21 protein-coding genes are annotated in these 22,570 nt (G+C 68.6%); 18 read left to right on the top strand and 3 right to left on the bottom strand.

Features of this window, described 5'->3' with window-relative positions:
• Positions 1-2: 2 nt before the first annotated feature.
• Positions 3-917 (top strand): LysR family transcriptional regulator, encoded by a 915-nt coding sequence (locus tag CAL29_RS22540; RefSeq protein ID WP_094855215.1) that lies wholly within the window; start codon positions 3-5, stop codon positions 915-917.
• Here CAL29_RS22540 and CAL29_RS22535 read toward each other — a convergent pair.
• Positions 877-1,860 carry a LysR substrate-binding domain-containing protein gene (locus CAL29_RS22535; RefSeq protein ID WP_094855214.1) on the bottom strand — a complete coding sequence of 328 codons (984 nt, stop codon included), beginning with the start codon at positions 1,858-1,860 and terminating at the stop codon, positions 877-879. The two genes, CAL29_RS22540 and CAL29_RS22535, sit on opposite strands and share 41 nt — an antisense overlap.
• 137 nt (positions 1,861-1,997) lie before the next feature.
• On the opposite strand from CAL29_RS22535, the gene CAL29_RS22530 reads away from it, so the two are divergent.
• The 7 genes from CAL29_RS22530 to CAL29_RS22500 are packed head-to-tail and all read left to right on the top strand — an operon-like array spanning position 1,998 to position 9,552.
• Entirely contained in the window at positions 1,998-3,479 is a 1,482-nt protein-coding gene (locus CAL29_RS22530; protein WP_094855213.1) for an aldehyde dehydrogenase, read from the top strand.
• Between the two features lie 48 nt (positions 3,480-3,527).
• Positions 3,528-5,024, top strand: coding sequence for an FAD-dependent oxidoreductase (locus CAL29_RS22525; RefSeq protein ID WP_094855212.1), 1,497 nt, complete (start codon positions 3,528-3,530; stop codon positions 5,022-5,024).
• 43 nt (positions 5,025-5,067) lie between these two features.
• On the top strand, positions 5,068-6,246 hold the full coding sequence (locus tag CAL29_RS22520; protein ID WP_094855211.1) for an ABC transporter substrate-binding protein: 1,179 nt from the start codon (positions 5,068-5,070) through the stop codon (positions 6,244-6,246).
• A 24-nt stretch (positions 6,247-6,270) separates the two neighbouring features.
• Positions 6,271-7,140 (top strand): branched-chain amino acid ABC transporter permease, encoded by an 870-nt coding sequence (locus CAL29_RS22515; RefSeq protein WP_094855210.1) that lies wholly within the window; start codon positions 6,271-6,273, stop codon positions 7,138-7,140.
• On the top strand, positions 7,133-8,086 hold the full coding sequence (locus CAL29_RS22510) for a branched-chain amino acid ABC transporter permease (protein ID WP_094855209.1): 954 nt from the start codon (positions 7,133-7,135) through the stop codon (positions 8,084-8,086). Before CAL29_RS22515 ends, CAL29_RS22510 begins: the two co-directional genes overlap by 8 nt.
• Before the next feature lie 4 nt (positions 8,087-8,090).
• Positions 8,091-8,843: an ABC transporter ATP-binding protein gene (locus tag CAL29_RS22505; protein WP_094856837.1), complete on the top strand. Its 753-nt coding sequence runs from the start codon at positions 8,091-8,093 to the stop codon at positions 8,841-8,843.
• Positions 8,830-9,552, top strand: a complete 723-nt coding sequence (locus CAL29_RS22500; protein ID WP_256977676.1) for an ABC transporter ATP-binding protein — start codon at positions 8,830-8,832, stop codon at positions 9,550-9,552. The genes CAL29_RS22505 and CAL29_RS22500 overlap by 14 nt, the downstream gene beginning before the upstream one ends.
• 42 nt (positions 9,553-9,594) lie before the next feature.
• Here CAL29_RS22500 and CAL29_RS22495 read toward each other — a convergent pair whose 3' ends face one another.
• Entirely contained in the window at positions 9,595-10,557 is a 963-nt protein-coding gene (locus tag CAL29_RS22495; RefSeq protein WP_094856835.1) for a helix-turn-helix domain-containing protein, read from the bottom strand.
• Between the two features lie 322 nt (positions 10,558-10,879).
• On the opposite strand from CAL29_RS22495, the gene CAL29_RS22490 reads away from it, so the two are divergent.
• From CAL29_RS22490 to CAL29_RS22445, 10 genes are all read left to right on the top strand, one after another.
• Positions 10,880-12,520, top strand: a complete 1,641-nt coding sequence (locus tag CAL29_RS22490; RefSeq protein ID WP_094855208.1) for a Na+/H+ antiporter — start codon at positions 10,880-10,882, stop codon at positions 12,518-12,520.
• Between the two features lie 48 nt (positions 12,521-12,568).
• Positions 12,569-12,799 carry a hypothetical protein gene (locus tag CAL29_RS22485; RefSeq protein WP_094855207.1) on the top strand — a complete coding sequence of 77 codons (231 nt, stop codon included), beginning with the start codon at positions 12,569-12,571 and terminating at the stop codon, positions 12,797-12,799.
• Between the two features lie 10 nt (positions 12,800-12,809).
• Positions 12,810-13,859, top strand: coding sequence for a multidrug transporter subunit MdtN (mdtN, locus tag CAL29_RS22480; RefSeq protein ID WP_094855206.1), 1,050 nt, complete (start codon positions 12,810-12,812; stop codon positions 13,857-13,859).
• The gene (locus CAL29_RS22475; protein WP_094855205.1) at positions 13,840-15,765 is read left to right on the top strand and encodes an FUSC family protein; all 1,926 of its coding nucleotides are present in this window, start codon (positions 13,840-13,842) and stop codon (positions 15,763-15,765) included. The genes mdtN and CAL29_RS22475 overlap by 20 nt, the downstream gene beginning before the upstream one ends.
• On the top strand, positions 15,752-17,320 hold the full coding sequence (locus CAL29_RS22470) for a TolC family protein (RefSeq protein ID WP_094855204.1): 1,569 nt from the start codon (positions 15,752-15,754) through the stop codon (positions 17,318-17,320). Before CAL29_RS22475 ends, CAL29_RS22470 begins: the two co-directional genes overlap by 14 nt.
• A 158-nt stretch (positions 17,321-17,478) precedes the next feature.
• On the top strand, positions 17,479-17,814 hold the full coding sequence (locus CAL29_RS22465; protein WP_094855203.1) for a BufA1 family periplasmic bufferin-type metallophore: 336 nt from the start codon (positions 17,479-17,481) through the stop codon (positions 17,812-17,814).
• A gap of 62 nt (positions 17,815-17,876) precedes the next feature.
• Complete coding sequence (gene bufB / locus CAL29_RS22460) at positions 17,877-18,791, top strand: MNIO family bufferin maturase (protein ID WP_094855202.1); 915 nt, start codon at positions 17,877-17,879, stop codon at positions 18,789-18,791.
• Between the two features lie 50 nt (positions 18,792-18,841).
• Entirely contained in the window at positions 18,842-19,879 is a 1,038-nt protein-coding gene (locus CAL29_RS22455; RefSeq protein WP_256977675.1) for a hypothetical protein, read from the top strand.
• A gap of 17 nt (positions 19,880-19,896) precedes the next feature.
• Positions 19,897-20,721, top strand: coding sequence for an HvfC/BufC N-terminal domain-containing protein (locus tag CAL29_RS22450; protein ID WP_094855201.1), 825 nt, complete (start codon positions 19,897-19,899; stop codon positions 20,719-20,721).
• Between the two features lie 77 nt (positions 20,722-20,798).
• Positions 20,799-21,287, top strand: a complete 489-nt coding sequence (locus CAL29_RS22445; RefSeq protein WP_256977674.1) for a DoxX family protein — start codon at positions 20,799-20,801, stop codon at positions 21,285-21,287.
• Positions 21,288-21,403: 116 nt separating this feature from the next.
• Here CAL29_RS22445 and CAL29_RS22440 read toward each other — a convergent pair whose 3' ends face one another.
• Positions 21,404-22,480, bottom strand: coding sequence for a permease (locus CAL29_RS22440; RefSeq protein ID WP_094855200.1), 1,077 nt, complete (start codon positions 22,478-22,480; stop codon positions 21,404-21,406).
• Between the last annotated feature and the right edge of the window lie 90 nt (positions 22,481-22,570).

Here is a 22,570-nt window from a genome sequence, read left to right as displayed (position 1 = left end):
TCATGATGAAAGAGATCGATCGCCTGCGGGACATGGCGCTGTTCGCGGAAGTCGCCAAGGCGGGCAGCTTCACCAAGGCGTCCGAGGTGACCGGCGTCCCGACGTCGACCTTGTCGCGGCGCATCACCGAGTTCGAGGCGGAGCTGCGCGTGCAGTTGCTCAACCGCAGCACGCGCCGCGTCACGCTCACCGAGACGGGCGCGCGCTACGTGGCGCAGATCAACGACTTCCTGCGGCTGGCCTACGCGGTGAACACCGAACTGGGCAGCGAGAACTCCACGCCCTCCGGCCAGTTGCGGGTCAGCATGCCGGGCGATTTCGCGGTCTACTTCGTCGACACCCTGTTCGCGCAGTTCCGCGAGGCCTACCCGCAGATCGTTTTCGACCTTTGCCTGACCGCCGGCCTGCCGGATCTCGCGGGGGAGCGGTTCGACGCCAGTATCTTCATCGGGGAGCCGCCGCCGACGGCGCGCCTGGTGGCCCGGCGCGTGATCATGCTGAACTGGCGGCTCTATGCGTCCAAGGCCTACCTGGCCCGTTACGGGCACCCCGAGACGCCCGCCGACCTGATGAAGCATCAGTGCCTGTTCACGCCGGAACCGGATCCCGTCAGGGGATGGGTGTTGAAGAATGGGGAGGCGACCGAGTGGGTCAAGCCAACGCCGCTCATGGTGACCAACAGCCGCGGGGTCATCCGCGAGCTCGTCGCGCAGGACATGGGCATCGGCCTGCTCGGCCAGACGCACGGCGTCGTGCTGGAGCGGACCGGCCGCATCCAGCGGGTGCTTCCCGACTGGGAACTCGAACCCGTGCCGCTGTATATCGTGACGACCTCCCGACTCTTGCCGGCGCGCGTGCGCGTCTTCGTGGATTTCATCACGCAGAAATTCGAAGCGATGAATCGCAAGGACCACTGAGCGCATCGGCGCCCGGGGCGGGCAGCGACGGCAGGCCCGCCGAATGCTCGCGCAAGAACCGCCGCGCCAATCCCGCCACCCAGTCGCGGAAGGCGATGACGGCCGGCGATTCCTTCTTGTATTCGGGATACACCAGGCAATAGCGCTTGGCATGCTTGACCGCGATGTCGAACGGAATGGCGAGATCGCCGCTCTTGAGTTCGCGTTCCACATAGAAGCGCGGCACCAGGCCCACGCCCAGGCCCGCGCAGGCCGCCTCGATGACCATCGAATACAGCTCGAAGCGCATGCCGCGCAGGGCGCGCTCGTCGCGCACGCCGGCGGTTTCGAACCAGCGCCGCCACACGTCGTTCTTGCCGGCCTTGTGCAGCAGGGTGAGGCGTCCGAGATCGGCCGGATCGTTCAGCGCGTCCAGGCTGTAGTGGCGCGGACTCAGCACCGGCACCACTTCTTCGTCGAAGAGATCGAGCTTGACCACGCCGGTCCAGGCGGGATGGTCGAAATGCAGGGCCGCGTCGAGATGCGTGCCGCGAAACAGGAAGGGCTCGGGCTTCTCGCTGAAGTTGAGGGTGATGTCGGGATGCAGGGCGCGGAATTCATGCAGGCGCGGCAGCAGCCAGCGGCTGGAGAAGGTCGGGATGACCGCCAGTTCGAGTATGCCGCCGGCGCCGCGATTGGCCATCAACGTCTGGGTGTGGAGCTCGATCTCCTCCAGGTGCGGCGCGATGCGGTTGGCGTAGTAGCGGCCGGCGTCGTTCAGGACCACCTGCCGTCCCACGCGGGTGAATAGCCGGGCGTCCAGGTAGGTTTCCAGGGCGGCGATCTGGCGGCTGACCGCGCTTTCGGACAGGCAGAGCTCGTCGGCCGCGCGGGCGAAGTTCTCGTGGCGCGCCGCCGCTTCGAAGATGGACAGCGCCACGGTGCTCGGGATCTTGCGCTTCATGGGGGTCTCCTCCCTCCGGGCCGGATCGATGACGAAACCGCATCTATTGCTGATGATTCCTCAGTTCCGTCCCTGTGACCACCTGATCATAATCGACGAACTGATTCGATAACCGCAATTGAAGAGGGTCGGGGCAAATGGAGCACTTCAAACTTTTCATCGACAACGAATGGGTGGACGCCGAGGCCGGCGAGTGCTTCGAGACGGACGACCCGTTCAGCGGCAAGCCCTGGGCGCAAGTGCCGCGCGCCCGGGCGGCGGACGTGAATCGGGCCGTGGCCGCCGCCAAGGCGGCCTTCGAGGAGGGGCCCTGGTCGCGCATGTCGGCCAGCGATCGCGGCCGCCTGATCTACAAGCTGGGCGAGCGGGTCGAGCGCGAGGCGCAGCGCCTGGCGGAAGTGGAAAGCCGGGACAACGGCAAGCTGATGAGCGAAGTGCTGGGCCAGGTGAAGTATTGCGCCAAGTATTTCTACTATTACGGCGGCCTGGCGGACAAAATCCAGGGACACGTCGTGCCGATGGACAAGCCGGGCGTGTTCAACACCGTGCGCTACGAGCCGATCGGCGTGGTGGCCAGCATTACCCCATGGAATTCCTCGCTTCTGCTGACGGCCTGGAAGCTGGGGCCGGCGCTGTGCGCGGGCAATACCATCGTCTGCAAGCCCTCGGAGTTCACGCCGGCTTCCCTGCTGGTGCTGGCCGAGATGGCCAGGGAAGTGGGCTTCCCGCCCGGGGTCATCAACGTCCTGACGGGCTACGGCGCCGAAGTCGGCGAGCCGCTGATCCGACATCCGGACGTCGGCCGGGTCGCCTTCACCGGCGGCGACGCGGCGGGCCGGCGCGTGTACGCGACGGCGGCCGAGGGCCTGAAGCGCGTGTCGCTGGAGCTGGGCGGCAAGTCGCCCAACATCGTGTTCGACGACGCCGATCTGGACCGCGCGGCCAATGGGGTCATCACCGGCATTTTCTCGGCCGGCGGCCAGACCTGCATGGCGGGCTCGCGCCTGTTGCTCCAGGAGTCCATCCACGACGAATTCCTGGCCAGGATCGAGAAAATCACCCGCTCGGCCAAGATCGGCGATCCGAAGAAGGCCGATACGCAGATCGGGCCCGTGGCCACGCGGCCGCAGTACGAAAAGGTGCTGCAGTACATCGACATCGCCAAGCAGGAAGGCGCGCGCTGCGTGACCGGCGGCCGCGCGTTGTCGGGGGCGGAATACGGCGCGGGCCAGTTCGTCGAGCCGACCATCTTCGCGGACGTGAGGAACGACATGCGCATCGCGCAGGAAGAGGTGTTCGGGCCGGTGCTGGCGGTGCTGAAGTTCAAGGACGAGGCCGACGCCATCCGCATCGGCAACGACATCCGCTTCGGCCTGGCCGCCGGCGTCTGGACCAAGAGCCTGCATCGCGCCATGCTGATGTCGGAAAAGCTGCGCGCCGGCACGGTGTGGATCAATAATTACCGCTCGACCAGCTACATGACGCCGTTCGGCGGATACAAGGACAGCGGCCTGGGACGCGAAGGGGGCTTCGAATCGGTGAAGGAGTACATGGAGGTCAAGAGCGTGTGGATGTCCTCCGACCTGGATATGCCGAATCCTTTTGTGCGCAAATACTGACCGATAACGCCGCCGGGGGGGATGGCGTAGCGACAGGAGGGTATACCAATGAGCGAGACAGACAGCAAGAACAAAAGCCGGGACTACGACGTCGTCGTGGTCGGTTGCGGCATCGCGGGATTGAGCGCCGCGGTCACCGCCATGCAGGCCGGCGCGCGCGTGGCGATCCTCGAGCGCGCGCCGCTGGAGGACCGGGGTGGCAATACGCGTTGGACCGAAGCCATGATGCGCATGAAAAGCGAATCGGAGGTCGCCGACGATTTCGAATCGCACTTCGCCGAGAACGCCGGGCACTATCTGGACCCGGAGCTGGTGTCCGAGGCCGCCGGCGCCTACGAGAACTGGTCGTCCATCGTCAAGGTGCTGGGTTTCGCCGATCCCGAGCTGATCTCCACCTTCGCCGACAACGCCGGCAAGGCGATCGCCTGGCTCAAGACCTTCGGCGTGCGCTTCGATTTCCTGCCGGGTTATTTCATCACGACCTGCACCAGCCGCATGGGGCCGGTGGGCGGCGGCCTGGCGCTGGTCGAGGCGCTGGCGGCCTGGGCCGAAAAGAACGGCGCGGATTTCTTCTACCGCACGACGGCGCGCGAATTCCTGCGCAATGAAGACGGCGCCATCGCCGGCGTCAGGGCGACCGGCCCGGACGGGCTTCCCTTCGCGCTGCGCGCGCCGGCCACGGTGCTGGCCTGCGGCGGCTTCGAGGGCAACCCGGAAATGCTGACGCAGTACCTGGGGCCGCGCGCGCGTTATCTCCGTCCGGTGGCGCGCGGCGGCTACTACAACAAGGGCGAGGGCCTGCGCATGGCCTTGAGCGCGGGCGCGGCGCCGTCCGGGGATTTCGGCCAGTTCCACGCCGAACCCCTCGATCCGCGCTCCGGCGCGCCCGAGCCCATCGTGCTGGTCTTCAACTACGGCGTGCTGGTGAACAAGCGCGGCGAGCGTTTCATCGACGAGGCGCCCGCGACCGTGGACGCGACCTACGAATCGATCACGCGCGTCATTCACGAACAGCCCGACGGCATCGCCTGGGCGGTGTTCGATGCGCGCATCGACGACGTGCCCAATTGGCGCAGTTGCGTGCGTTCTGACCAGCCGCCGGTGCGCGCCGGGAGCGTGGCGGAACTGGCCGTGGCGCTGGACGTGGATGCCGCCGGCCTGCGGGCCACGCTCGATGCCTACAACGGCGCCTGCGGCGACGGCGCGTTCGATCCCTTGCGGACCGACGGCCTGGCCACGAGCGAGGGCTACCGGCCGCGCAAGTCCAACTGGGCCCGGCCCATCGACCGGGCGCCCTACATGGCCTACCCGATCATCTGCGGCAACTGCTTTACCTTCGGCGGGCTGAAGGTGAATACCCACGGCCAGGTGCTCAATACGGATGGCGATCCGATTCCCGGCCTGTATGCCGCCGGCGAGACCGTGGGGCTGTACTACGGAACCTACACGGGCGCGACGTCCGTGTTGCGCGGGGCGGTGTTCGGACGCCTGTCCGGCGCGGCGGCCGCGAGCCAGGCCAGCCAGGCCAGGCAAAGACGACGGTAACAGCGACAGTAAAAACGACACAAGAATCGACAAGGAGACAATCATGCTAGGTAAACACCTGCGCCATCGCCTGGCGGTGGCGGCGTTCGCGCTCTTGCCGCTCGCCGGCCACGCCGCCGACGTCCCGGGCGTCACCAAGGACACCATACGCATCGGCATGTTCGGCCCGTTGACGGGATCGACGGCCGTGGGCTCGCTGCCGCTGCTGGGGGCGACGGCGATCTACAAGAACGTCAACGACAACGGCGGCATCAACGGCCGCAAGATCGAGGTGGTGGTCGAGGACGACGCCTGCGATCCCAACAAGACCATCGCGGCCACCAAGAAGCTGATCGCGCAGGACCGGGTCTTCATGATCCACGGCGGCTGGTGCAGCGGCACCGTGATGGCGATCAAGCCGGAACTGAAGAATCATCCCGACCTGCCCTTCATGGTCCTGGGCGCGGCCAGCACGGATATCTCCACGCCTTTCCAGGCCAATATCTACCATCCGATCGCGACCACCGCCACGGTGGCGAAATCGATGGTGGATTTCGCGCTGACCAAGCCCGGCGCCAAGCGCGTGGCCATCATCAGCCACTCGGACGAATGGGGCAAGTCGCACATCGTGCCGGCCATCGCGGCGTTGAAGGCCAGGGGCCTGGAGCCCGTGGAGACGGTCTACCTGGAACGCGGCAGCACCGACGCCACCTCGCAGTTGCTGCGCCTGCGCGCCGCCAAGCCGGACGCCGTGCTGGCGATTCTGTATCCGCCCGAGCTGACGATCTACCTGCGCGACGCCAACAAGTACGGCATCAAGGCGCCGACCATCGCGACGCAGGGCGTGTCGCTGGAGGACATGGTCAAGCGTGTCGGCAATCCGGCGGCGACCCGGGATCTGTATGTGTTCTATCCCTTGTCGGCCACGCTGGATTCCGCGGGCTTCAAGAAGTGGAAGGACATCTACGTCGCCGCCCATCCCAAGGATCCCGTCGAGACCTTGAGCTTCATGGGCATGACGGGCGCGCTGGCGATCGTGCAGGCGCTGAAGAACGCCGGCCCGGACCTGACCCGCGAGAAGTTCATGGCGGAGCTGGACAAGCTGCATGATTTCGATCCAGGCATCCAGTCGGGCCCCCTGACCTTCACGGCCCAGGACCATGCGGGCATCAAGCAGGGGAAGATGATCTACATGAAGGACGGCAAGCCCACCATCGTCTCCGCCTATCCCGCCGGTCATTGAGCGCCACGCGGACGACTAGCCATCATGCTCGCGCAACTGATCGTCAGCGGCATCGCGGTGGGATGCGTCTATGCGCTCATCGCCCTGGGGATGACCATCCTCTTCCGCTCCACCACCGTGGTCAATTTCTGCCATGGCGAGTTCTTCATGCTCGGGGCCTTCGCGGTGCTCGTGCCCTTGCAGACTCTGGGCTGGGGCTATGGCTTGAGCCTGCTGTTTTCCCTGTGCCTGCTGTTCGTGGCGGGCATGGCGGTGGAGCGCGGGCTGATGCGGCCGCTGCAGCACGCGCCGCACATCAGCCTGGCCATGATGACGGTGGCGCTGTCCTACCTGTTCAAGGGCATCGCGCGCTTCTTCTACGGACGGGAGGTCGTGGCGCTGCCGCCCTTGATGGCGGGCGACCCGGTGTTCTTCGGCGACGTGGTCCTGACGCCGCAGGACATGCTGATCATGGCCGTGGTGCTGGCGGTCGTGGCGACGTCCTTCCTGTTCTTCCAGAAGACGGAGCTGGGCAAGGTGGTGGAGGCCGCGTCCGAGACGCCGCGCGGCGCGTCGCTGTCCGGCATCAACGTGCCCTTGCTGCGCAACCTGATGTGGGGCGCGGGCGCGGCCATGGGCGCCCTGGCGGGCATCCTGATCGCGCCCAATACCCTCGTGTACCCGGACATGGGCGGCCACATGCTGGTGCGCGGCTTCGCGGCCATGACGCTGGGGGGATTCGGCTCGCTGCCGGGCGCGGTGGTGGGCGGGGTCACGCTGGGCGTGCTGGAAAACCTGGCGGGCGGCTATGTATCCAGCGCGCTGGTGGAAATCACCGCCTATGTGGTCATCATCATCGTGCTGCTGATCCGTCCGCAAGGATTGCTTGGGAACTGGAGACGCGATCGTGGCTGAACGACGCTGGACGAGAAGGCTGCCCTGGCTGGCCGCGCTGGCGCTGCTGCTGGCCTTGCCGCTGGCCGTGAACAACTATGTGCAATTCGTGGTCAACACCATGCTGGTGTACAGCCTGGCGGCCATCGGCTTCAATGTGGTGATCGGCTACCTGGGCCAGTTGGCCTTCGCCAACGCCGCGTTCTTCGGCATCGGCGCCTACGCGGCGGGCCTGTCGATGGCGCACCTGGGGCTGCCTTATCCCCTGGCCCTGGCGGTCTGCGCGGCGGTCGGCGGTCTGGCGGGCGTGGTCGTCGGGCTGCCGGCCCTGCGCGTGCGTGGCTACTACCTGGCGATCGTCACCCTGGCCTTCGGCGAGTTGATGCGTTGGATATATGTGCATGCCGACGGCCTGACCTATGGCGCCAGCGGTTTCAACGTGCCGCAGGTGGCGCTGTTCGGCCGCGCCATGAACGAGACCGGCAAATACTATGTCTTCCTGTTCGTGGTGCTGCTGGGCCTGGGCACCACCCGCTGCCTCGTGAAATCGCGCATCGGGCGCGCCTTCGTCGCGGTGCGCAACAACGAAGCCGCGGCGGCCTCCACCGGGGTGGCGGTGCTGCGCATCAAGGTGGTGGCCTTTGCCTGGAGCGGCCTGGTCGTCGGCCTGGCGGGCGGCCTGTACGCCTTGCTCAATGGACGGGTCTCGCCGGATACCTTCGGCCTGTCGCAGATGCTGATGCATTTCGCCATCGTCATGATAGGCGGGCTGGGCAGCCTGGCCGGCTCCATCGTCGGCGCCGTGCTGCTGACCGGCGCGCCGGAGCTGCTGCGCAACTTTCCCGGCCTGGAGGAAATCGTGTTCAGCCTGCTGCTGATGGCGGTGCTGTTCCTGATGCCGCGCGGCATCGGCGGGCTGATCGCCGACCGCATCCCGGGCGCGCGCGAGCGCCTGTACCAGGAGTAGCCCCATGCTGCGTGTCGAGAACATGACGGTGCGCTTCGCGGGCCTGACCGCCGTCAACGACCTGTCGTTCCAGGTGGAGCAGGGCGAGGTCTTCACCATGATGGGGCCCAACGGCGCCGGCAAGACGACGGTGTTCAACGCCATCACCGGTTTCGTGCGGCCGGCTTCGGGACTGATCTCGTACAAGGGCCAGTCCCTGCTGGACCGGGCGCCCGACGCCATTGCCGCGCTGGGCATCCGGCGCACGTTCCAGAACAACGGCATCCTGCGCGAGATGACCGTGCTGGAAAACGTGCTGACCGGCCTCGAGCTCGCCATTCCGCACGCCTTCTGGCGCACCGCGCTCGGCGCGCCGTCGGCGCGGCGCGCGGAGCGCGAGGCGGTGGCCAGGTCGCGCGCCATCCTGGCGCGCCTGGGCATCGAGGAACTGGCCGACCGCGTCGCCGGGGATCTTTCCTTCGGGCAGCAGCGGCTGGTCGAAATCGCCCGCGCCCTGGTGGCGGACGCGCAGCTCATCATGCTGGACGAGCCGGCGGTGGGGCTGTCGCCCAGCGACCGCCATCATCTCGGCATCGTCTTGCGCGGGCTGGCCGCGGAGGGCATCGCCGTCGTGCTGGTGGAGCACGTGCAGGATATCGTGATGGCCGTCTCCGATCGCATCCTGGTCCTGAACTACGGCAAATGCCTGGCGGAGGGCGAGCCCGAGGCCGTGCGCAATAACAAGGCGGTGCTGGAGGCATATCTTGGCCAAGCCTGACATCCTGCTCGAGGTCGCCGGCCTGACGGTGCGGCATGGCCGGGTACCCGCCCTGGCGGGCATCGACATCGCCGTGCGCAAGGGCGAGGCGGTGGGCCTGCTGGGCGCGAACGGCGCCGGCAAGACGACGCTGTTGAATGCGCTGTCGGGTTTCCTGCCGCATGAAAGCGGCAAGGTGACCCTGTTCGGCGAAGCGATGAAACCCGGCGCGCCGCACCGCATCGCCCGCGCCGGCTTGCTGCAGGTTTCGCAGGACCGCGATCTGTTTCCGTCGCTGAGCGTCCGGGACAACCTGCGCCTCGGCTGCCTGGCGCGCGCGAAGCCCCGCTACGCGCGCAACCTGGAACGGGTGTTCGGCTATTTCCCCCGCCTGAAGGAGCGCATCGACCAGCGTGCCTGCACCATGTCCGGCGGCGAACAGCAGATGCTGGCCATCGGCCGCGCCTTGATGGCCGAACCGCGCATCATCCTGCTGGACGAACCGTCGGCGGGGCTGTCGCCGCTATTCGTGCAGGAAATCGGCGCGATGATGCAGGCGCTGAAGCGCGAAGGCGACGTGGCGCTGGTGCTGGTCGAACAGAACATGCGGCTGGCTGCCAGCGTGGTGGACCGCTTCTATATGCTGCGCGCGGGGCAGGTGGTGGCGCAGGGGGAGGCGGCGGCGCTGGAGCGGGATCATGAGCATCTGGCGCGGGAGTATTACCTGTAGGTTTGCGGGCCTGCCGACCGGTGGGAAATGAACGGGACCGGATCAACCGGGCCGCACCGGCTCGTTCCTGTCGAGCCGCGCCGAGCGCCGGCGTCCCTGCGCCCGCGCGTAGGCGGCCGGCGTGCAGCCGACGTGGCGATGGAATCGCCGGGTGAAGTGGCTTTGGTCGGAGAAACCCGTGGTCAGGGCGATTTCCGCCAGCGGCAGATCGGTGCCCGTGATCAGCGACTGGGCGCGCAGGATCCGGCAGCGCTCCACGAAGTGGATGGCCGAGACGCCGACCGTGCGCTTGAACAGGCGGCTGAAGTGGAAGCGGCTGACATTGACGATGGCGGCCAGGTCGTCGAGGGAGATGGGCTGGTCGAGGTTGTCTTCGATGAAGGCCGTCAGCCGCGCGATCTCGATCTGGCCGAGCGAACGGTCCCGCGAGGATTCCCGTGCCTCGAAGGCATTGTATTTGCGCAGCAGGTGAGCCCCCAAGGCCGTCGATAGCGAATCGATGATCAACGTCTGCGCCGGATGCGCGGCCATGTCCAGCTCCAGGACCAGGCTTTGCGTGAGGCGTTCGATCACCGGATCGCGCACGGAAAACACGTTGCGGATTTCCAGGCGCGTGTTCCGGGGGCCGAGCTGTTCCGCCGCCAGCGCGATGAGCCCGGGAGGAATGCGCAAGCGGACCGAGTGGCCCGAGTCGCCCTCCCAGAAGGAATCGCAGCCGGCGGGCATGATGAGCGACGTGCCGGCCGAGATCATTTCGCTATGCACCTTCCCGTCGCGTTGCTGGACCAGCCGGGCGCTGCCGGCTGGACAGTAGGTGATCAGGTGATGATCGAGTCCCGGATAGCGCTCGCAGCAATCGAAATAGGGGCGATGGACGTCGACGGTGATGCCGCCCCATCCCCGTCCGCGCGTGGTGGCGAACGGCCGCTGCGGCCGGACGTACAGCATTTCCTCGATCGAGATCAATCCGGTGCGCGCCGGCGGGGACGAGAGGTTCTCAGTCATCGTGCACTCCTGGATGGGCGGCCGGCGGCCATCGTTGCCGGCCGGGTCAACGCAGGCCAAGCATAATTTGGCGCGCGCCCGCCGGCAATGGCGGCGTATGCGTTCTGCCGCCATCGCCTTCGGGCCGTCTTCCAGGGACGGGTCGAACGGAAGCGCGCGGCCGCACTTTTCTTCCAAATAGAGCAAGAAAGTGCAATCCTCGCCGCGCCGGCCGCCCGTACCATCCGCTTGTCCGCCGATCCGCGGCGCATGGGCGGGAGAAATGGCGCGGGAAGCCGCCGCCCAGCCATGACAGGAAGCAAACGATTGCTGGGGCCAGGCATTGGATACGAATACCGTCACGCTCGTCGTGCTCGTGTGCGTGATCGCGAGCAGTTTCATCAAGCGTGCCGCCAGGATCCCGCTGCCGCTCGCCGTCGTCCAGATCGCGACAGGCGCCCTGGCCGCCCAGGCCGGCGATTTCCGCGTCTCGCTCGCGCCCGACGTCTTCCTGCTGTGGTTCGTGGCGCCCCTGCTTTTCCTCGATGGCTGGCGGATTTCCAAGAAAGGACTGTTGCGCGACAAGTGGACGGTCTGCGCGTTTTCGCTGGGCCTGGTGATATTCACGGTCGTGGCGGCGGGGTTCTTCATCCATTGGCTGATCCCGCCGATGCCGCTGCCCGTCGCCTTTGCCCTGGCGGCGACGCTTTCCCCGACCGATGCGGTCGCCGTGTCGGCCATCGCCGAGCGGGTGGCGATGCCCAGGCGCTTGATGCACGTGCTGGAGGGCGAGGCGCTGCTGAACGATGCGTCCGGCCTCGTCTGCCTGCGCTTTGCCGTCGCGGCGGCGGTGACGGGATCGTTTTCGCTTGCCGCCGCGGGCGGCGCGTTCCTGTGGCTGCTCGCCGGGGGCGTCGCCACCGGCGCCTCGATGACGCTCCTGGCGAACGCCGCGAAGGATTGGACGGCCAGGCATTTCGGCGAGGAAACCGGCACGCAGATCCTGATCAGCCTGTTGCTCCCTTTCTGTTCCTACGCCGTGGCCGAACGGTTCGCGGCGTCGGGCATCCTCGCCGCCGCGACCGCCGGCATCGTGATGAGCTACGAGGAAATGGCGGGGCGGGCGCTGGCGGGCACGCGCATTCGCCGCGCGGCGGTCTGGGACGCGCTGCAGTTCCTGGGCAACGGGGTGATTTTCGTTCTTCTCGGGCAGCAGCTCACGGACGTGATCGCCCGCGCCGGGCAGACGCTGCGCCAGAGCGGGGAGCAGGGCGGCGGCCGATTGTTCCTGTACGTCCTTGCCATCAGCGGCGTCCTGCTCGCGCTGCGATCGCTCTGGACATGGATCGCCTGGCGCCTGGTACGGCCGCGCGCCGGCCGCGACGGCCCGGCGGCCGGCTTGTCCGGTTGGCGCGTGGTTGCCGTCACCTCCCTGGCCGGCGCGCGCGGCGCGGTGACGCTTTGCGGGGTGATGACGCTGCCGTTGGCCCTCGCGGACGGCTCGCCGTTTCCGGCGCGCGACCTGGCCATCCTGCTGGCCGCCGGCGTGATCGTGGTGACCTTGATCATGGCCAATGCCGGGCTGCCTTACGCGGTGCGCGGCATGCGGGTCGTCCCGGCGGCGCAGGAGCTGCTGCAGGAGGACGAGGCGCGGTCGGCGGCGGCGCGCGCGGCCATTGCCGCGCTGGAGCGCGCGCTCCAGGAACCGGAGCAGGGCAGCGACGATGCCGGTCTTTCGGCGCAGGCCGCCGCCCGGCTCATCGCGCATTACCGGCGGCAGGTCGAGTTGCGCGATCCCGCCGGCGCGCAGGCGCGGCATGGCCGGACGGTCGACGCCATGGAGCGCAGGCTGCGCCTGCTCGCGCTGGGCGCCGAGCGGGACGAGTTGTTCCGCATCGTGCGGTCGGGCCGCCTGGCGGACGAAATGGCCAGGAAACTGGTGCGCGAAGTGGATTTGCAGGAATCGCGTTTCAGCGCCTCCTGAGGGAAGCGTATTCGCGGGACCGCGGCGCGATGGGCGCGCGGCAAGAGGATGTTTTTTCGCCGGGGAACGCGATCGATGGGTGCGCCGTCCTATGCCCTGTTCGGGGCTTACTTTCCGCACTGGTTGTTGAGCGCGGTGCTCGGCATCGTGGCCGCCCTGGCGGCCCACCGGCTGTTCGTCGCGACAGGGTGGTCGCGGACCGTCCCTTTCCAGCTTGCCGTCTGCGGCGCCCTCGGCCTGGTGGCCGCCGTGCTGGTCTGGACGCTGGGCGCGGGTTGAGCCGATGACGATGAAGCAAGCGGGTATCGGGAAGTCTTCCGCCAAGGGCCGCGCCGTCGCGGCGGCGATCATCGTCCTGGGCGCCGCCGCCGTGGCCTATGCCTGGCATCGCAACGCCAGCTATCCGTCCACCGACGACGCCACCATCGACGCCGACTACGTCCACGTCGCCGCGCCGGTGGGCGGCCGTATCGTGCGGTTGGCGGTCCGCGAGAACCAGCGCGTGGCCAAGGGCGACGTCCTGTTCGAGATCGACCCGGTGCCTTACCGGCTCACCGTGGCCCAGGCCCAGGCCGACGTCGAGGTCGCCCAGGCCGCGCTGGAGACCCGCCGCAAGACCCTGATCGGCGAACGCGCCCATGCCGCCATCGCGCGGGAACAGCGGCAGCGGGCCGAGCACAACTACGGGCTGGCCGACCGCACGGCGCGGCGGCTGGCGCCGCTGGCCGCGCAAGGCTTCGTCCCGGCGCAGCAATACGACCAGGCCCAGGTCGCGCGGCAGGACGCCGCGGCGTCGCTGCGGCAGGCCGAGACGCAGCAGGACGCGGCCTCCCAGACGATCGGCGACGATGCCGACGCCGTGGCCGCGCTGCACGCGCGCGAGGCCGCCCTGGCGCGCGCCCGGCATGCGCTGGAGGATACCGTGGTGCGGGCGCCGCACGAGGGCTACGTCGCCGGATTGACCGTCCTGGCCGGCGAGACGGTGGCGCCCAGCCAGCCTGTCTTCACGCTGATCGATGCCGGCGCATGGTTCGCCGTCGCCAATTTCCGGGAGACCGAGCTTGCCGGCATCGCGCCGGGAGACTGCGCGACGGTCTATTCCATGATCGACCGGCGCGTCGCCCTGCCGGGCAAGGTCGCCGGCATCGGCGCCGGCGTGCTGGACGTCGAGCGTGTGAACCTGCCGCGTTCGCTGCCCCTGGTGGAGAAGTCGGTGAACTGGGTGCGCGTGGCGCAGCGGTTTCCGGTCAGGGTGCAATTGGAAGCAGCCGACGGCAGGCTGTTGCGGGTGGGCGCCAGCGCCGTCGTCGAGGTGCGCCATGGCCCGGCCTGCCGCTGAAGCGCGACCCCGCGCCTGGACGGGCCCGGCGGCCTTGCTGGCGCCATTTCCCGGGCGGGCGGCGCTGTCCCTGCGCCTGGCGCTGATCTGCGCCCTGGTGGTGCTGGTCGCCGCCATGCACGGCACGCCGGAAATCGCCATCTCGGCCTACGTCGTGTTCTTCCTGAATCGCGCGGATCGCGTGGGCAGCGTGGCGCTCGTCCTCGTCCTGCTGCTGCTCGTCACGATCTTCATCGGCCTGGTGATGCTGATCGCGGCATGCAGCCTCGACTATCCGGCGGCGCGGCTGGCCTGTATGGCGGTCGTTTCCGCCGTCCTGCTCTACCTGACCTCGGCGAGCAAACTGCGCCCGGTCGGCGCGATACTCGCCATGATCGTCGGTTTCGGGCTGGACGAGCTCGGCCTGCTGCCCTATGGCGAGGCCGCCACGCGCGCTTTGCTGTACGTCTGGCTGGCGGTGGCCATCCCCGCCGGCGTGACGATAGGCGTCAACCTGCTGCTCGCGCCCTCGCCGCGCCGCCTGGCGGGCTTGCGGATCGCCGCTCGCCTGAGGGCGGCGGCCGGACGATTGCGGCGGCCGGATGCCTCCCCGGACGACTTCGACGCCTGCCTGCGCGAAGGCAACGCGCAGATCGAAACCTGGATCAGGCTGGCCAGGCTGGAGGGCAGCGCCGATGCCGCCGACGCCGCCGCCTTGCGCCAGGCCACCTCCGCGAGCACGGCCATCCTGCTGGCCGTCCGGGTCTTGGCCGGCGAGCCGACGGCCACGCTGCCGGCAGCGCTGGTCGAATCCGCGGCCGGTTCGCTGGAAACCATGGCGGCCATGCTGGCCCGCGGCGGCTATCCCGTCGACATCGCGCCAGGCTTGCCCGGACCCGCCGGCTTGCCTCCTTCGGCCCGGACCGCATGGGTCCACCTGTGCGAGGCGATGGCTCATTTCACGGAAGCGCCCCGCGCCGGGGCGCTTCCGGCGCGGCCGCCCGCGGCGCGGCCCGGGAAAGGGTTTTTCCTGCCGGACGCGCGCACCAATCCCGACCACGTGGCCTATGCGCTGAAAACCACGGCGGCCGCCATGTTCTGCTATCTGCTCTATACGCAACTGGACTGGCAGGGGATCCATACCTGCTTCATCACCTGCTACGTCGTGTCGCTCGACACGGCCGCCGGGACCGTGCAGAAGCTCACGCTGCGGCTGGCCGGCTGCGCGGTGGGCGCGCTGGCCGGCACCGCGGCCATGGTGTTCATCGTGCCGGCCATCGATTCGATCGGCGCATTGATGCTGCTGGTGTTCGCCGGCGCCGCCGCCGCCGCCTGGGTCGCCGCCGGCTCCCCGCGCATCGCCTACGCGGGCCTGCAAATCGCCTTTGCCTTCTTCCTGTGCGTGCTGCAGGGCCCGGCGCCGGGGTTCGACCTGACCGTCGCGCGCGACCGCACCCTGGGCATCCTGCTGGGCAATGCCGTCGTCTACCTGGTCTTCACGCGCGTCTGGCCGGTGAGCGTCGCCGGCCGCGTCGACCGCGCCTTCGCCGCGCTGTTGCGGCAATGGCGCCGCATTCCCCGGCTGGCCGATGACGTGGAGCGGCGCGCGCAGGCGGCCGACGCGCTGGCGCGCGGCCAGGCCATCGCGCAGGATCTCGCCTTGATTCCCTACGAGCCGCCCGGGGTGCGGCCCGGCGCGGACTGGGTCGCCGTCCGCCGCAGGGCATTGGCGGAACTGTCGACGCTGGAAGCGCCGCTTTTCCTGGCCGGCGGCTATGCGGGCGGTCAGGAGGGTGTTCAGGCGGACGATCACTCGGGCGATCACTCGGCCGGCGACGCCAGGGCCTTGCGGGCCCACCTGCGACGGCTTGACGCCATCGCCGCCGATCTCATGTTCAAGGAGTCCGCCGCCCATGAGCCGGCCTGAACCGCGCGCCAGACCGGCGTGCCCGATCCTGCTGGCAGCCGTCCTGGGCCTGGGCGGCTGCGCCACCTCCTCGATCGACCTGGCCCCGGCGCGGTCCGACGGCGCATGGCAGCCCGGGACGGATGAAAACGGCGAGATCCTTGCCGCGCCGCCTTCGCTCCTGGCGGGCAAGGGGAGGGCGTACACCCTGCCGGCCAACAGGACGCTGGCGCAACTGCCGCCCGCCGCCGCGCTCGATCCCGCGCATGACTACGACTTGCCCGAATTGATCGACCTGGCCCAATCCAGCAATCCCCGCGCCTTCATCGCCTGGGATGCCGCGCGCAATGCCGCGCTGGCGGTGGGCATCGGCAAGAGCGCCTACCTGCCTTATCTCGCCGCCACCGCCATGGGCGGCTACATCGGCGGCCATGGCAGCGGTTCGGCCAGCTTTTCCGGCGAGTCGTCGTCCTCGTCCTCCCGCTCGACGCTGCACGCCGGGGTCGCCGCGCTGTCCTTGCAGTGGCTGCTGTTCGACTTCGGCGGCCGCGACGCGCGCGTGCAGGCGGCCGAACAGGCCGCCGTCGCCGCCAACGTCGCGCTGACCGGCGTGCACCAGCGGATCATCCACGAGGTGAGCGTCGCGTATTACCAATACGATGCGGCGCGCGCGCGCACCGGCAATTTCCGGCGGACGCTGGCCGATGCCGGCGTCCTGCTGGCCGCGGCGCAAGCCCGCTACAAGCGCGGCGTGGGCACGGTCATCGAAACCGCGCAGGCCGAACAGAACGTCGCCCAGGCCAGGCTGGCGCTGGTGTCCTCCCAAGGTGTGGAAAGCGACGCCTACCTGGGCCTGGTCACGGCCCTGGGCATATCGCCGCTTTCGAAACCGCGCATCGCGGCGCTGCCCGATCGCCCCTTGCCGCCCGATCTCGATGTCTCGGTGGATGTCTACGTCGCCGGGGCGCTGGCGCGCCGCCCCGACGTGCTGGGCGCCTACGCGGCGATGAAAGCCGAACAGGCCAGGGCCCGGGCCGCGGAGAGCGCCTTCCTGCCCAAGATCTTCCTGTCCGCGTCGACTTCGTACAACGCCAGCCGGTCCTCCATCGACGCCATTCCCGCGGTCGGCCAGCAATCGGCCACCGTCAACCTCGACAACCGCCGGTTCGGATCCAGCGTCCTGCTCGGCGTGACGGTGCCGATCTATGACGGCGGGCTGCGTTCGGCCGTGCTGATGCAGGCGCGCAATGACGCGGCGAGCGCCGAACACAGGCTGGCGCGCACGCGGGACGAGGCGGCGCGGCAGATCGTCGCCGGCCGGAACGCGCTGCGCACCAGCCTGGCGTCGCATGAAGCGGCGGCCGCGTTGATGAAGGCCGCCCGGACCACGTATGACGCCGCGCTGGCCGCCTACCGCAACGGCGTGGGGACGCTGACGGAGGCCACGCAGGCGCAGGACCGGATACTGCTGGCCGAGAACGCCTGCACGGATAGCTATCGCGGCGCGTTGTCGGCCATCGCCGGCCTGGCGCTAGCCACGGGCGAAGTCGATGCGCCCTCGGCGGCGAGCCCGTAAGACTGGAAGACCGTGAGGCCGTGATGCCGTGGGCTTGCCCTCGCAATTACGTGCCAAACGGCACAAGATCGTGCAATCCTTCGGCCGCGCCGCTCCGTATGCTGGCCGGGCGGTGATGCAATGCCGCCTGCATACTTATCCTCACCTGGAGTCGTCGCATGGCCCGTCAAAAAAACACCCCCGCGCTGCTCGCCAGCGCATTCGCAACCGCTCTTGCCGCGGTGTCCGCCACGCCGGCGCGCGCGCAGGAATTCACCGAGGCGCAGAAGAAGATTCAGGCCGAACACACCGTGCTCGTCAAGTCCGGCAAGGTCGAGCCGTGTTTCGGCGCGGCGCTGAAAGGGCAGAACGATTGCTATGCCGGTGCCGGCACGACCTGCGCCGGGACGAGCACGGTGGATTATCAGGGCAATGCCTTCAAGCTGGTTCCCAAGGGCACCTGCACCAGCATTTCCACGCCCAAGGGCCCGGGCAGCCTGACGCCCAAGGCCTGAACGGGATGGGCGGCCGGGTCTTCGGGATCCGGCCCGCTCGTTCAAATCGCGCCACTGCCGCCATGCCGACGCCGCCGCCCTTCGTGGACAGCCTTCATCCGTCCGAGCTCGCCGGCGTCGGGCTCAAGGCGGAGCACTATCGCCTGATACTCGAATCGAGACCGGACATCGGTTTCTTCGAGGTCCACGCCGAGAACTACATGGGCGAGGGCGGTCCGCCCCACCGCTTCCTGCGGGCCGTGCGGGACGCCTATCCGCTATCCATTCATGGCGTCGGCCTGTCGATCGGCGCGGACCACTCCCTCGACCCGGAGCATCTCCGGCGATTGAAAACCCTGGTGACCGCCTATTCCCCCCTGCTGTTTTCCGAACACCTTGCCTGGTCCGGCCACGAGCGCGGTTTTCTCGACGACCTGCTCCCTATCCCGTATACCCGGGAAAGCCTGGCGCGCGTCGCGGACCACGTCGACCAGGTGCAGGAGACGCTGGGCCGGCGGATGCTGCTGGAGAATCCCGCGACCTACCTGGCCTTCGAGGAAAGCACCTATGCGGAGACCGAGTTTATCGCCGAGGTCGCGCGGCGCACGGGATGCGGCCTGCTGCTCGACGTGAATAACGTGTACGTCTCCTCGATCAACCAGCAATCGGATCCCTTTGCCTATATCGACGCCTATCCGCTTGCCTGCGTCCAGGAGATGCACCTGGCCGGCCATGCGCGCGAGCAGGACGAGCGGGGACGCCCGCTTCTCATCGACACGCACGACCGCCCCGTCGCGGATGTCGTCTGGGCGCTGTTCGCGCACGCGATCCGCAAGACGGGGCCGGTTCGCACGTTGATCGAATGGGACGCAAACGTCCCGGACTGGCCCACGCTGCACGCCCAGGCCGCGCGCGCGGACGCCGTCGTGCGGCTGGCCATGGCGCACGCGCGCGACGGCCACCGAGCGCATGCGCCGTGGCCGGGCATCCTCGCGTGAGGCCGATGAATGCGATACCGATGAGTGTGACGCCGATGAATGCAATACCGATGAATGCGACGACGATGAATACGACGCCGATGAACGGAATTAACGGAGACGTGACCGGAAGACAGGTGCTTGTCTATTATGCGTGGAGCCGGCCGGGAGAGACGGGCGCGCCGCTCGACGTGATCGAGGACCGGTTCCCGGCCCTCTTCGAAAGCCGCCGCATGGGGTTTCCGAAATTCCATGAGTTCTCGGACCCGTGCCGGTTCGAGCAGGGCATCGGCGGCTTTCTCGACCACATCATGAAGGGCAATTTCAAGGCCTTCGTCGACTTGGCCGCCACGCTTGCCGGCCGGCAGGCAAGGGAGGTCGAACGGGTGACGGACGACGGCGCGTTCACCCCGCTCGACGCGCGCCTTCTCGACGGCGTCGATACCCTCGTCGTCATCAGCTTCGATTCGTACCGGACGGCGCAGCAGGCCGGCCCCGGCGAGATCGAGGCGCTCCGGGCGTTTCTCGGGCAGCCCGACCATGTCGCCTTCGTCTGCCCGCATCACGACATCGGGGAGGCCGGCGGCCTGCCCGAGGGCGAGCGCCTGTCATGCCGGATCGCGGAATTCCTGCATCACGGCGACAGGACCATTCCGGCGCGCCAGCAGTTCGGCGGATTCGCGCGCTCGCTGCTCGCGGGCCTGGGCGTGCCGGTGGAAAACCGCTTCGGGCTCAGGCCCCTGGCGCAGGCGGACGGGACGCCCGCGCCCATCGAAGTGGAGACGGAACTGGACCGGCTGGGCCTCCTGCGGAACGTCGATACCTTCAACCTGCATGCGCACCTGCCCCAGCTCGAGCGCCTGGACACCGCCCTTGCCGGACTCGACGTCCTGGCGCGGCAGCGGATCGATCCCGCCGCCCCGCCGCATCCGTTCGCGCGCGGGCGCGCGACGTTCGACGCGTTGCTGCAATCCCGGCCGGAGACGTTCAGGGGGAACCTGTTGGTCGGCGACGCCACGCTGTGGAGTTCGACGGCAGGTGGCGTGGACAGCTTGCGCCGCTTGTGGGAGAACGTCCTGCGGCGGCCCGTTCAGTCCCTTCGCCAATAGGCAGGCATAGGCGCGACATGGAAACGAGACGGGAGATTCCGGCGCTGGGCGCGCGCCAGCGGGCATTCGCCGAGGCCTTGCTCGATCCCGGCCTGGACGTTCCCGCCAGCCTGACGGGACCCGACGGGGTGTCCAGCGCCAGGCGGTTCAATGTCTATCGGAACAATATCGTGGCCGGCCTCGTCGGCGCGCTGCGGGCCGCCTATCCCGCGGTGCTGCGCATTACCGGCGATGATTTCTTCTCCGCCATGGCCCGCCTCTACGCGGCGCGGGAGCCGCCCGCGTCGCCCGTGATGCTGGCGTATGGCGGCACGTTCCCGGATTTCATCCAGGCTTTCCCGCCCGCGGCGAGCCTGCCGTATCTGTCCGACGTCGCCCGTATCGAGCGGGCATGGGCGCAGGCCTACCATGCGGCGGAGGGGCAGCCGGCCGATATCGCCTCGTTCGAGCGGATCGACCCGCGCGCGCTGCCGCGACTGCGTTTCGTCCTGCATCCCTCCGTGCGCATCGTGCGTTCATCCTTTCCCGCCGTCCATATCTGGCTGATGAACATCGACGGCGGCGTGCCGGCGGCGATAGACATCTTTCGCGGCGGGGAATGTGCGCTGGTGGCGCGCCCTTTTGCCGAGGTGGAGGTGCGCCGCATCACGGCGGGGACCGCGGCTTTCATCCTCGGCCTCGCGGCCGGGGCGCCGGTGGCCGAGGCGGCGGCGCGGGCGCGGGAGGACGAACGCGGGTTCGACCTGGCCCGCGCATTCACGGACCTGTTCGCGAGCCGTTCGGTGTCGAGCTGGCGCGCGCCGGAAGCGGGCGGTCCGACATCTATCGAGAGGGATGCATGAGCGAGGGAAACATGAGCGAGGGGCGTATGAGCGAGGGGCGCATGAATCCGTCCGTTTCGCGCAAAAAGGGGGCTGCGATGTGGATTCGTTCCGTGGAGGAAAACATACGGCGTGCCGCCCTGATCGTCGCGCCGCCTTTGATGCGGCTCGCGCTGCTGCTGCCTTTTCTTCGTTCCGGGCTGACGCGGTGGGACGGTTTTCTTTCTCTTTCGCCGGCGACGCTGTTCCTGTTCGAGAATCAGTTCAAGATCCACGTTCTCGGCGCGGCCTATGATTTTCCGGCGCCCGACCTGGTCGCCTTTTTCGTCGCCCTGGCGGAAATCGTTCTTCCCGTCCTGCTGCTGGTGGGACTGGCGACGCGGATGGCCGCGCTGGCGCTATTGATCATGACCGGCGTGATCCAGCTCGTCTTTCCCGACGGCTGGGCGAATTTTCATCTCTATTGGGCCGCCCTCGCGGCCGGCGTCATGGCGCTCGGCCCCGGCGCGCTGTCGTTGGACCGGTTGATCCGGCGCCGGGCATGCCCGCGCGCGGCCGGCGGGCTGCCTGGCGAAGATCCCGGCTAGGGCGGCCGGCGCTTCGTGCCTCGAAGCCGCCCCTTCGTGTCCCGAGCCCGGCGCTTCGTGTCTCGAACCGCGGCCGGCGCTATCTTCCCCGTGCCGGCGCGGCCCGGGGAAGCGGCTCAGAATCCCAATCCAACCGCCAGCCCCGCCGCAACCAATGCCATCGCCAGCACCCCCGCCACCAGGATGGCGAGTTCGGCGGGGCGGAAGGAGCGGGCGACCATGGCCAGGGAGGGCAGGCTGACCGGCGGCAGCGTCATGAGCAGGGCGGCGGCGGGGCCGGCCGCCATGCCCAGCGAGAGCATCGCCTGCACGATGGGCACTTCGCCGGCGGTGGGAATGACGGACAGCAGTCCCGCCACCGCCAGCCCCACGACCCACGCGAGTTCGTTGCCGATGCCGGCGTCGATGTGCGGAAAGAGCCAGGCCCGGGCCGCGCCCAGCAGGAGGACGAGGACGATGTATTCCGGGATCAGGCGCACCGCCATGCGGACGAACAGGCGCAGCCAGCGCGCGAAGGGATGCATGGCGTCGGCGTCGTCCAGGTCCCGCGCCTGCATGGCCTTGGCCTGCGCCTCGTCGAAGCCGCGCGTCTCCCCGCGGCTCATGCGGTTGATCAGCCAGCCCAGGCCGAACACCATGACGATGCCCAGCGCCAGGCGCAAGCCGGTCCATTTCCAGCCCAGGACGAAGCCCATGAAGACGAGCGTGGCCGGATTGAGCATGGTATTGCCCAGCCAGAACGCGACGGCGCTGCCGGGCGCGGCCTGGCAGCGCCGCAAGCCGTTCACCACCGGCGCGGCGCAGCAGGTGCACATCATGCCGGGCACGGACAGGAGGCCGCCGGCGACGACGCTGCCCAGCCCCGTGCCGCCCAGGGCGCGGACGATCCAGCGGCGCGGCAACAATGCCTGGACCGCCGAGCCCAGCAACAGGCCCAGGACCATGGCCTGCCAGATGGCCTTGCCGTAGGCCAGGGCATAGTCCAGCGCGGCCGACAGCGAGGGCGCCGGCGGCGCGGCCTCGGTGCCCATCAGGATGGACGCGCCGATGGCGTGATGCTCGGCCGCCACGAAGGCGCGCTGGTAATAGGGCGACCACTTCACGTAGAACAGGCCGGCGACGGCCAGCAGGACGAAAACGGCGATGCCCAGCGCGGAAGGGGCCGCGCGGCGTTGGTCGGAAGTAGTATTCATTGGCGGATGGAATGGCCGGGAGGGAAGCAAGGCGGTCCGGGGCACGGATCACGGGGTGGCGGATGAATTGTAATCACAAGGTGGCGTTGT

The organism is Bordetella genomosp. 10, assembly GCF_002261225.1.
Taxonomy (GTDB): domain Bacteria; phylum Pseudomonadota; class Gammaproteobacteria; order Burkholderiales; family Burkholderiaceae_B; genus Bordetella_C.
The sequence above is the reverse complement of the archived record's forward strand: the minus strand, read 5'-3'. Positions and strand labels throughout refer to the sequence as shown.

What these genes read in the sequence shown, in the direction of transcription:
- CAL29_RS22540 (WP_094855215.1), top strand. Translation starts at nt 3, where the DNA reads ATGATGAAAGAGATCGATCGCCTGCGGGACATGGCGCTGTTCGCGGAA.
- CAL29_RS22535 (WP_094855214.1), bottom strand. Translation starts at nt 1,860, where the DNA reads ATGAAGCGCAAGATCCCGAGCACCGTGGCGCTGTCCATCTTCGAAGCG.
- CAL29_RS22530 (WP_094855213.1), top strand. Translation starts at nt 1,998, where the DNA reads ATGGAGCACTTCAAACTTTTCATCGACAACGAATGGGTGGACGCCGAG.
- CAL29_RS22525 (WP_094855212.1), top strand. Translation starts at nt 3,528, where the DNA reads ATGAGCGAGACAGACAGCAAGAACAAAAGCCGGGACTACGACGTCGTC.
- CAL29_RS22520 (WP_094855211.1), top strand. Translation starts at nt 5,068, where the DNA reads ATGCTAGGTAAACACCTGCGCCATCGCCTGGCGGTGGCGGCGTTCGCG.
- CAL29_RS22515 (WP_094855210.1), top strand. Translation starts at nt 6,271, where the DNA reads ATGCTCGCGCAACTGATCGTCAGCGGCATCGCGGTGGGATGCGTCTAT.
- CAL29_RS22505 (WP_094856837.1), top strand. Translation starts at nt 8,091, where the DNA reads ATGCTGCGTGTCGAGAACATGACGGTGCGCTTCGCGGGCCTGACCGCC.
- CAL29_RS22495 (WP_094856835.1), bottom strand. Translation starts at nt 10,557, where the DNA reads ATGACTGAGAACCTCTCGTCCCCGCCGGCGCGCACCGGATTGATCTCG.
- CAL29_RS22485 (WP_094855207.1), top strand. Translation starts at nt 12,569, where the DNA reads ATGTTTTTTCGCCGGGGAACGCGATCGATGGGTGCGCCGTCCTATGCC.
- mdtN (WP_094855206.1), top strand. Translation starts at nt 12,810, where the DNA reads ATGAAGCAAGCGGGTATCGGGAAGTCTTCCGCCAAGGGCCGCGCCGTC.
- CAL29_RS22475 (WP_094855205.1), top strand. Translation starts at nt 13,840, where the DNA reads ATGGCCCGGCCTGCCGCTGAAGCGCGACCCCGCGCCTGGACGGGCCCG.
- CAL29_RS22470 (WP_094855204.1), top strand. Translation starts at nt 15,752, where the DNA reads ATGAGCCGGCCTGAACCGCGCGCCAGACCGGCGTGCCCGATCCTGCTG.
- CAL29_RS22465 (WP_094855203.1), top strand. Translation starts at nt 17,479, where the DNA reads ATGGCCCGTCAAAAAAACACCCCCGCGCTGCTCGCCAGCGCATTCGCA.
- bufB (WP_094855202.1), top strand. Translation starts at nt 17,877, where the DNA reads ATGCCGACGCCGCCGCCCTTCGTGGACAGCCTTCATCCGTCCGAGCTC.
- CAL29_RS22455 (WP_256977675.1), top strand. Translation starts at nt 18,842, where the DNA reads ATGAATGCGACGACGATGAATACGACGCCGATGAACGGAATTAACGGA.
- CAL29_RS22450 (WP_094855201.1), top strand. Translation starts at nt 19,897, where the DNA reads ATGGAAACGAGACGGGAGATTCCGGCGCTGGGCGCGCGCCAGCGGGCA.
- CAL29_RS22445 (WP_256977674.1), top strand. Translation starts at nt 20,799, where the DNA reads ATGTGGATTCGTTCCGTGGAGGAAAACATACGGCGTGCCGCCCTGATC.
- CAL29_RS22440 (WP_094855200.1), bottom strand. Translation starts at nt 22,480, where the DNA reads ATGAATACTACTTCCGACCAACGCCGCGCGGCCCCTTCCGCGCTGGGC.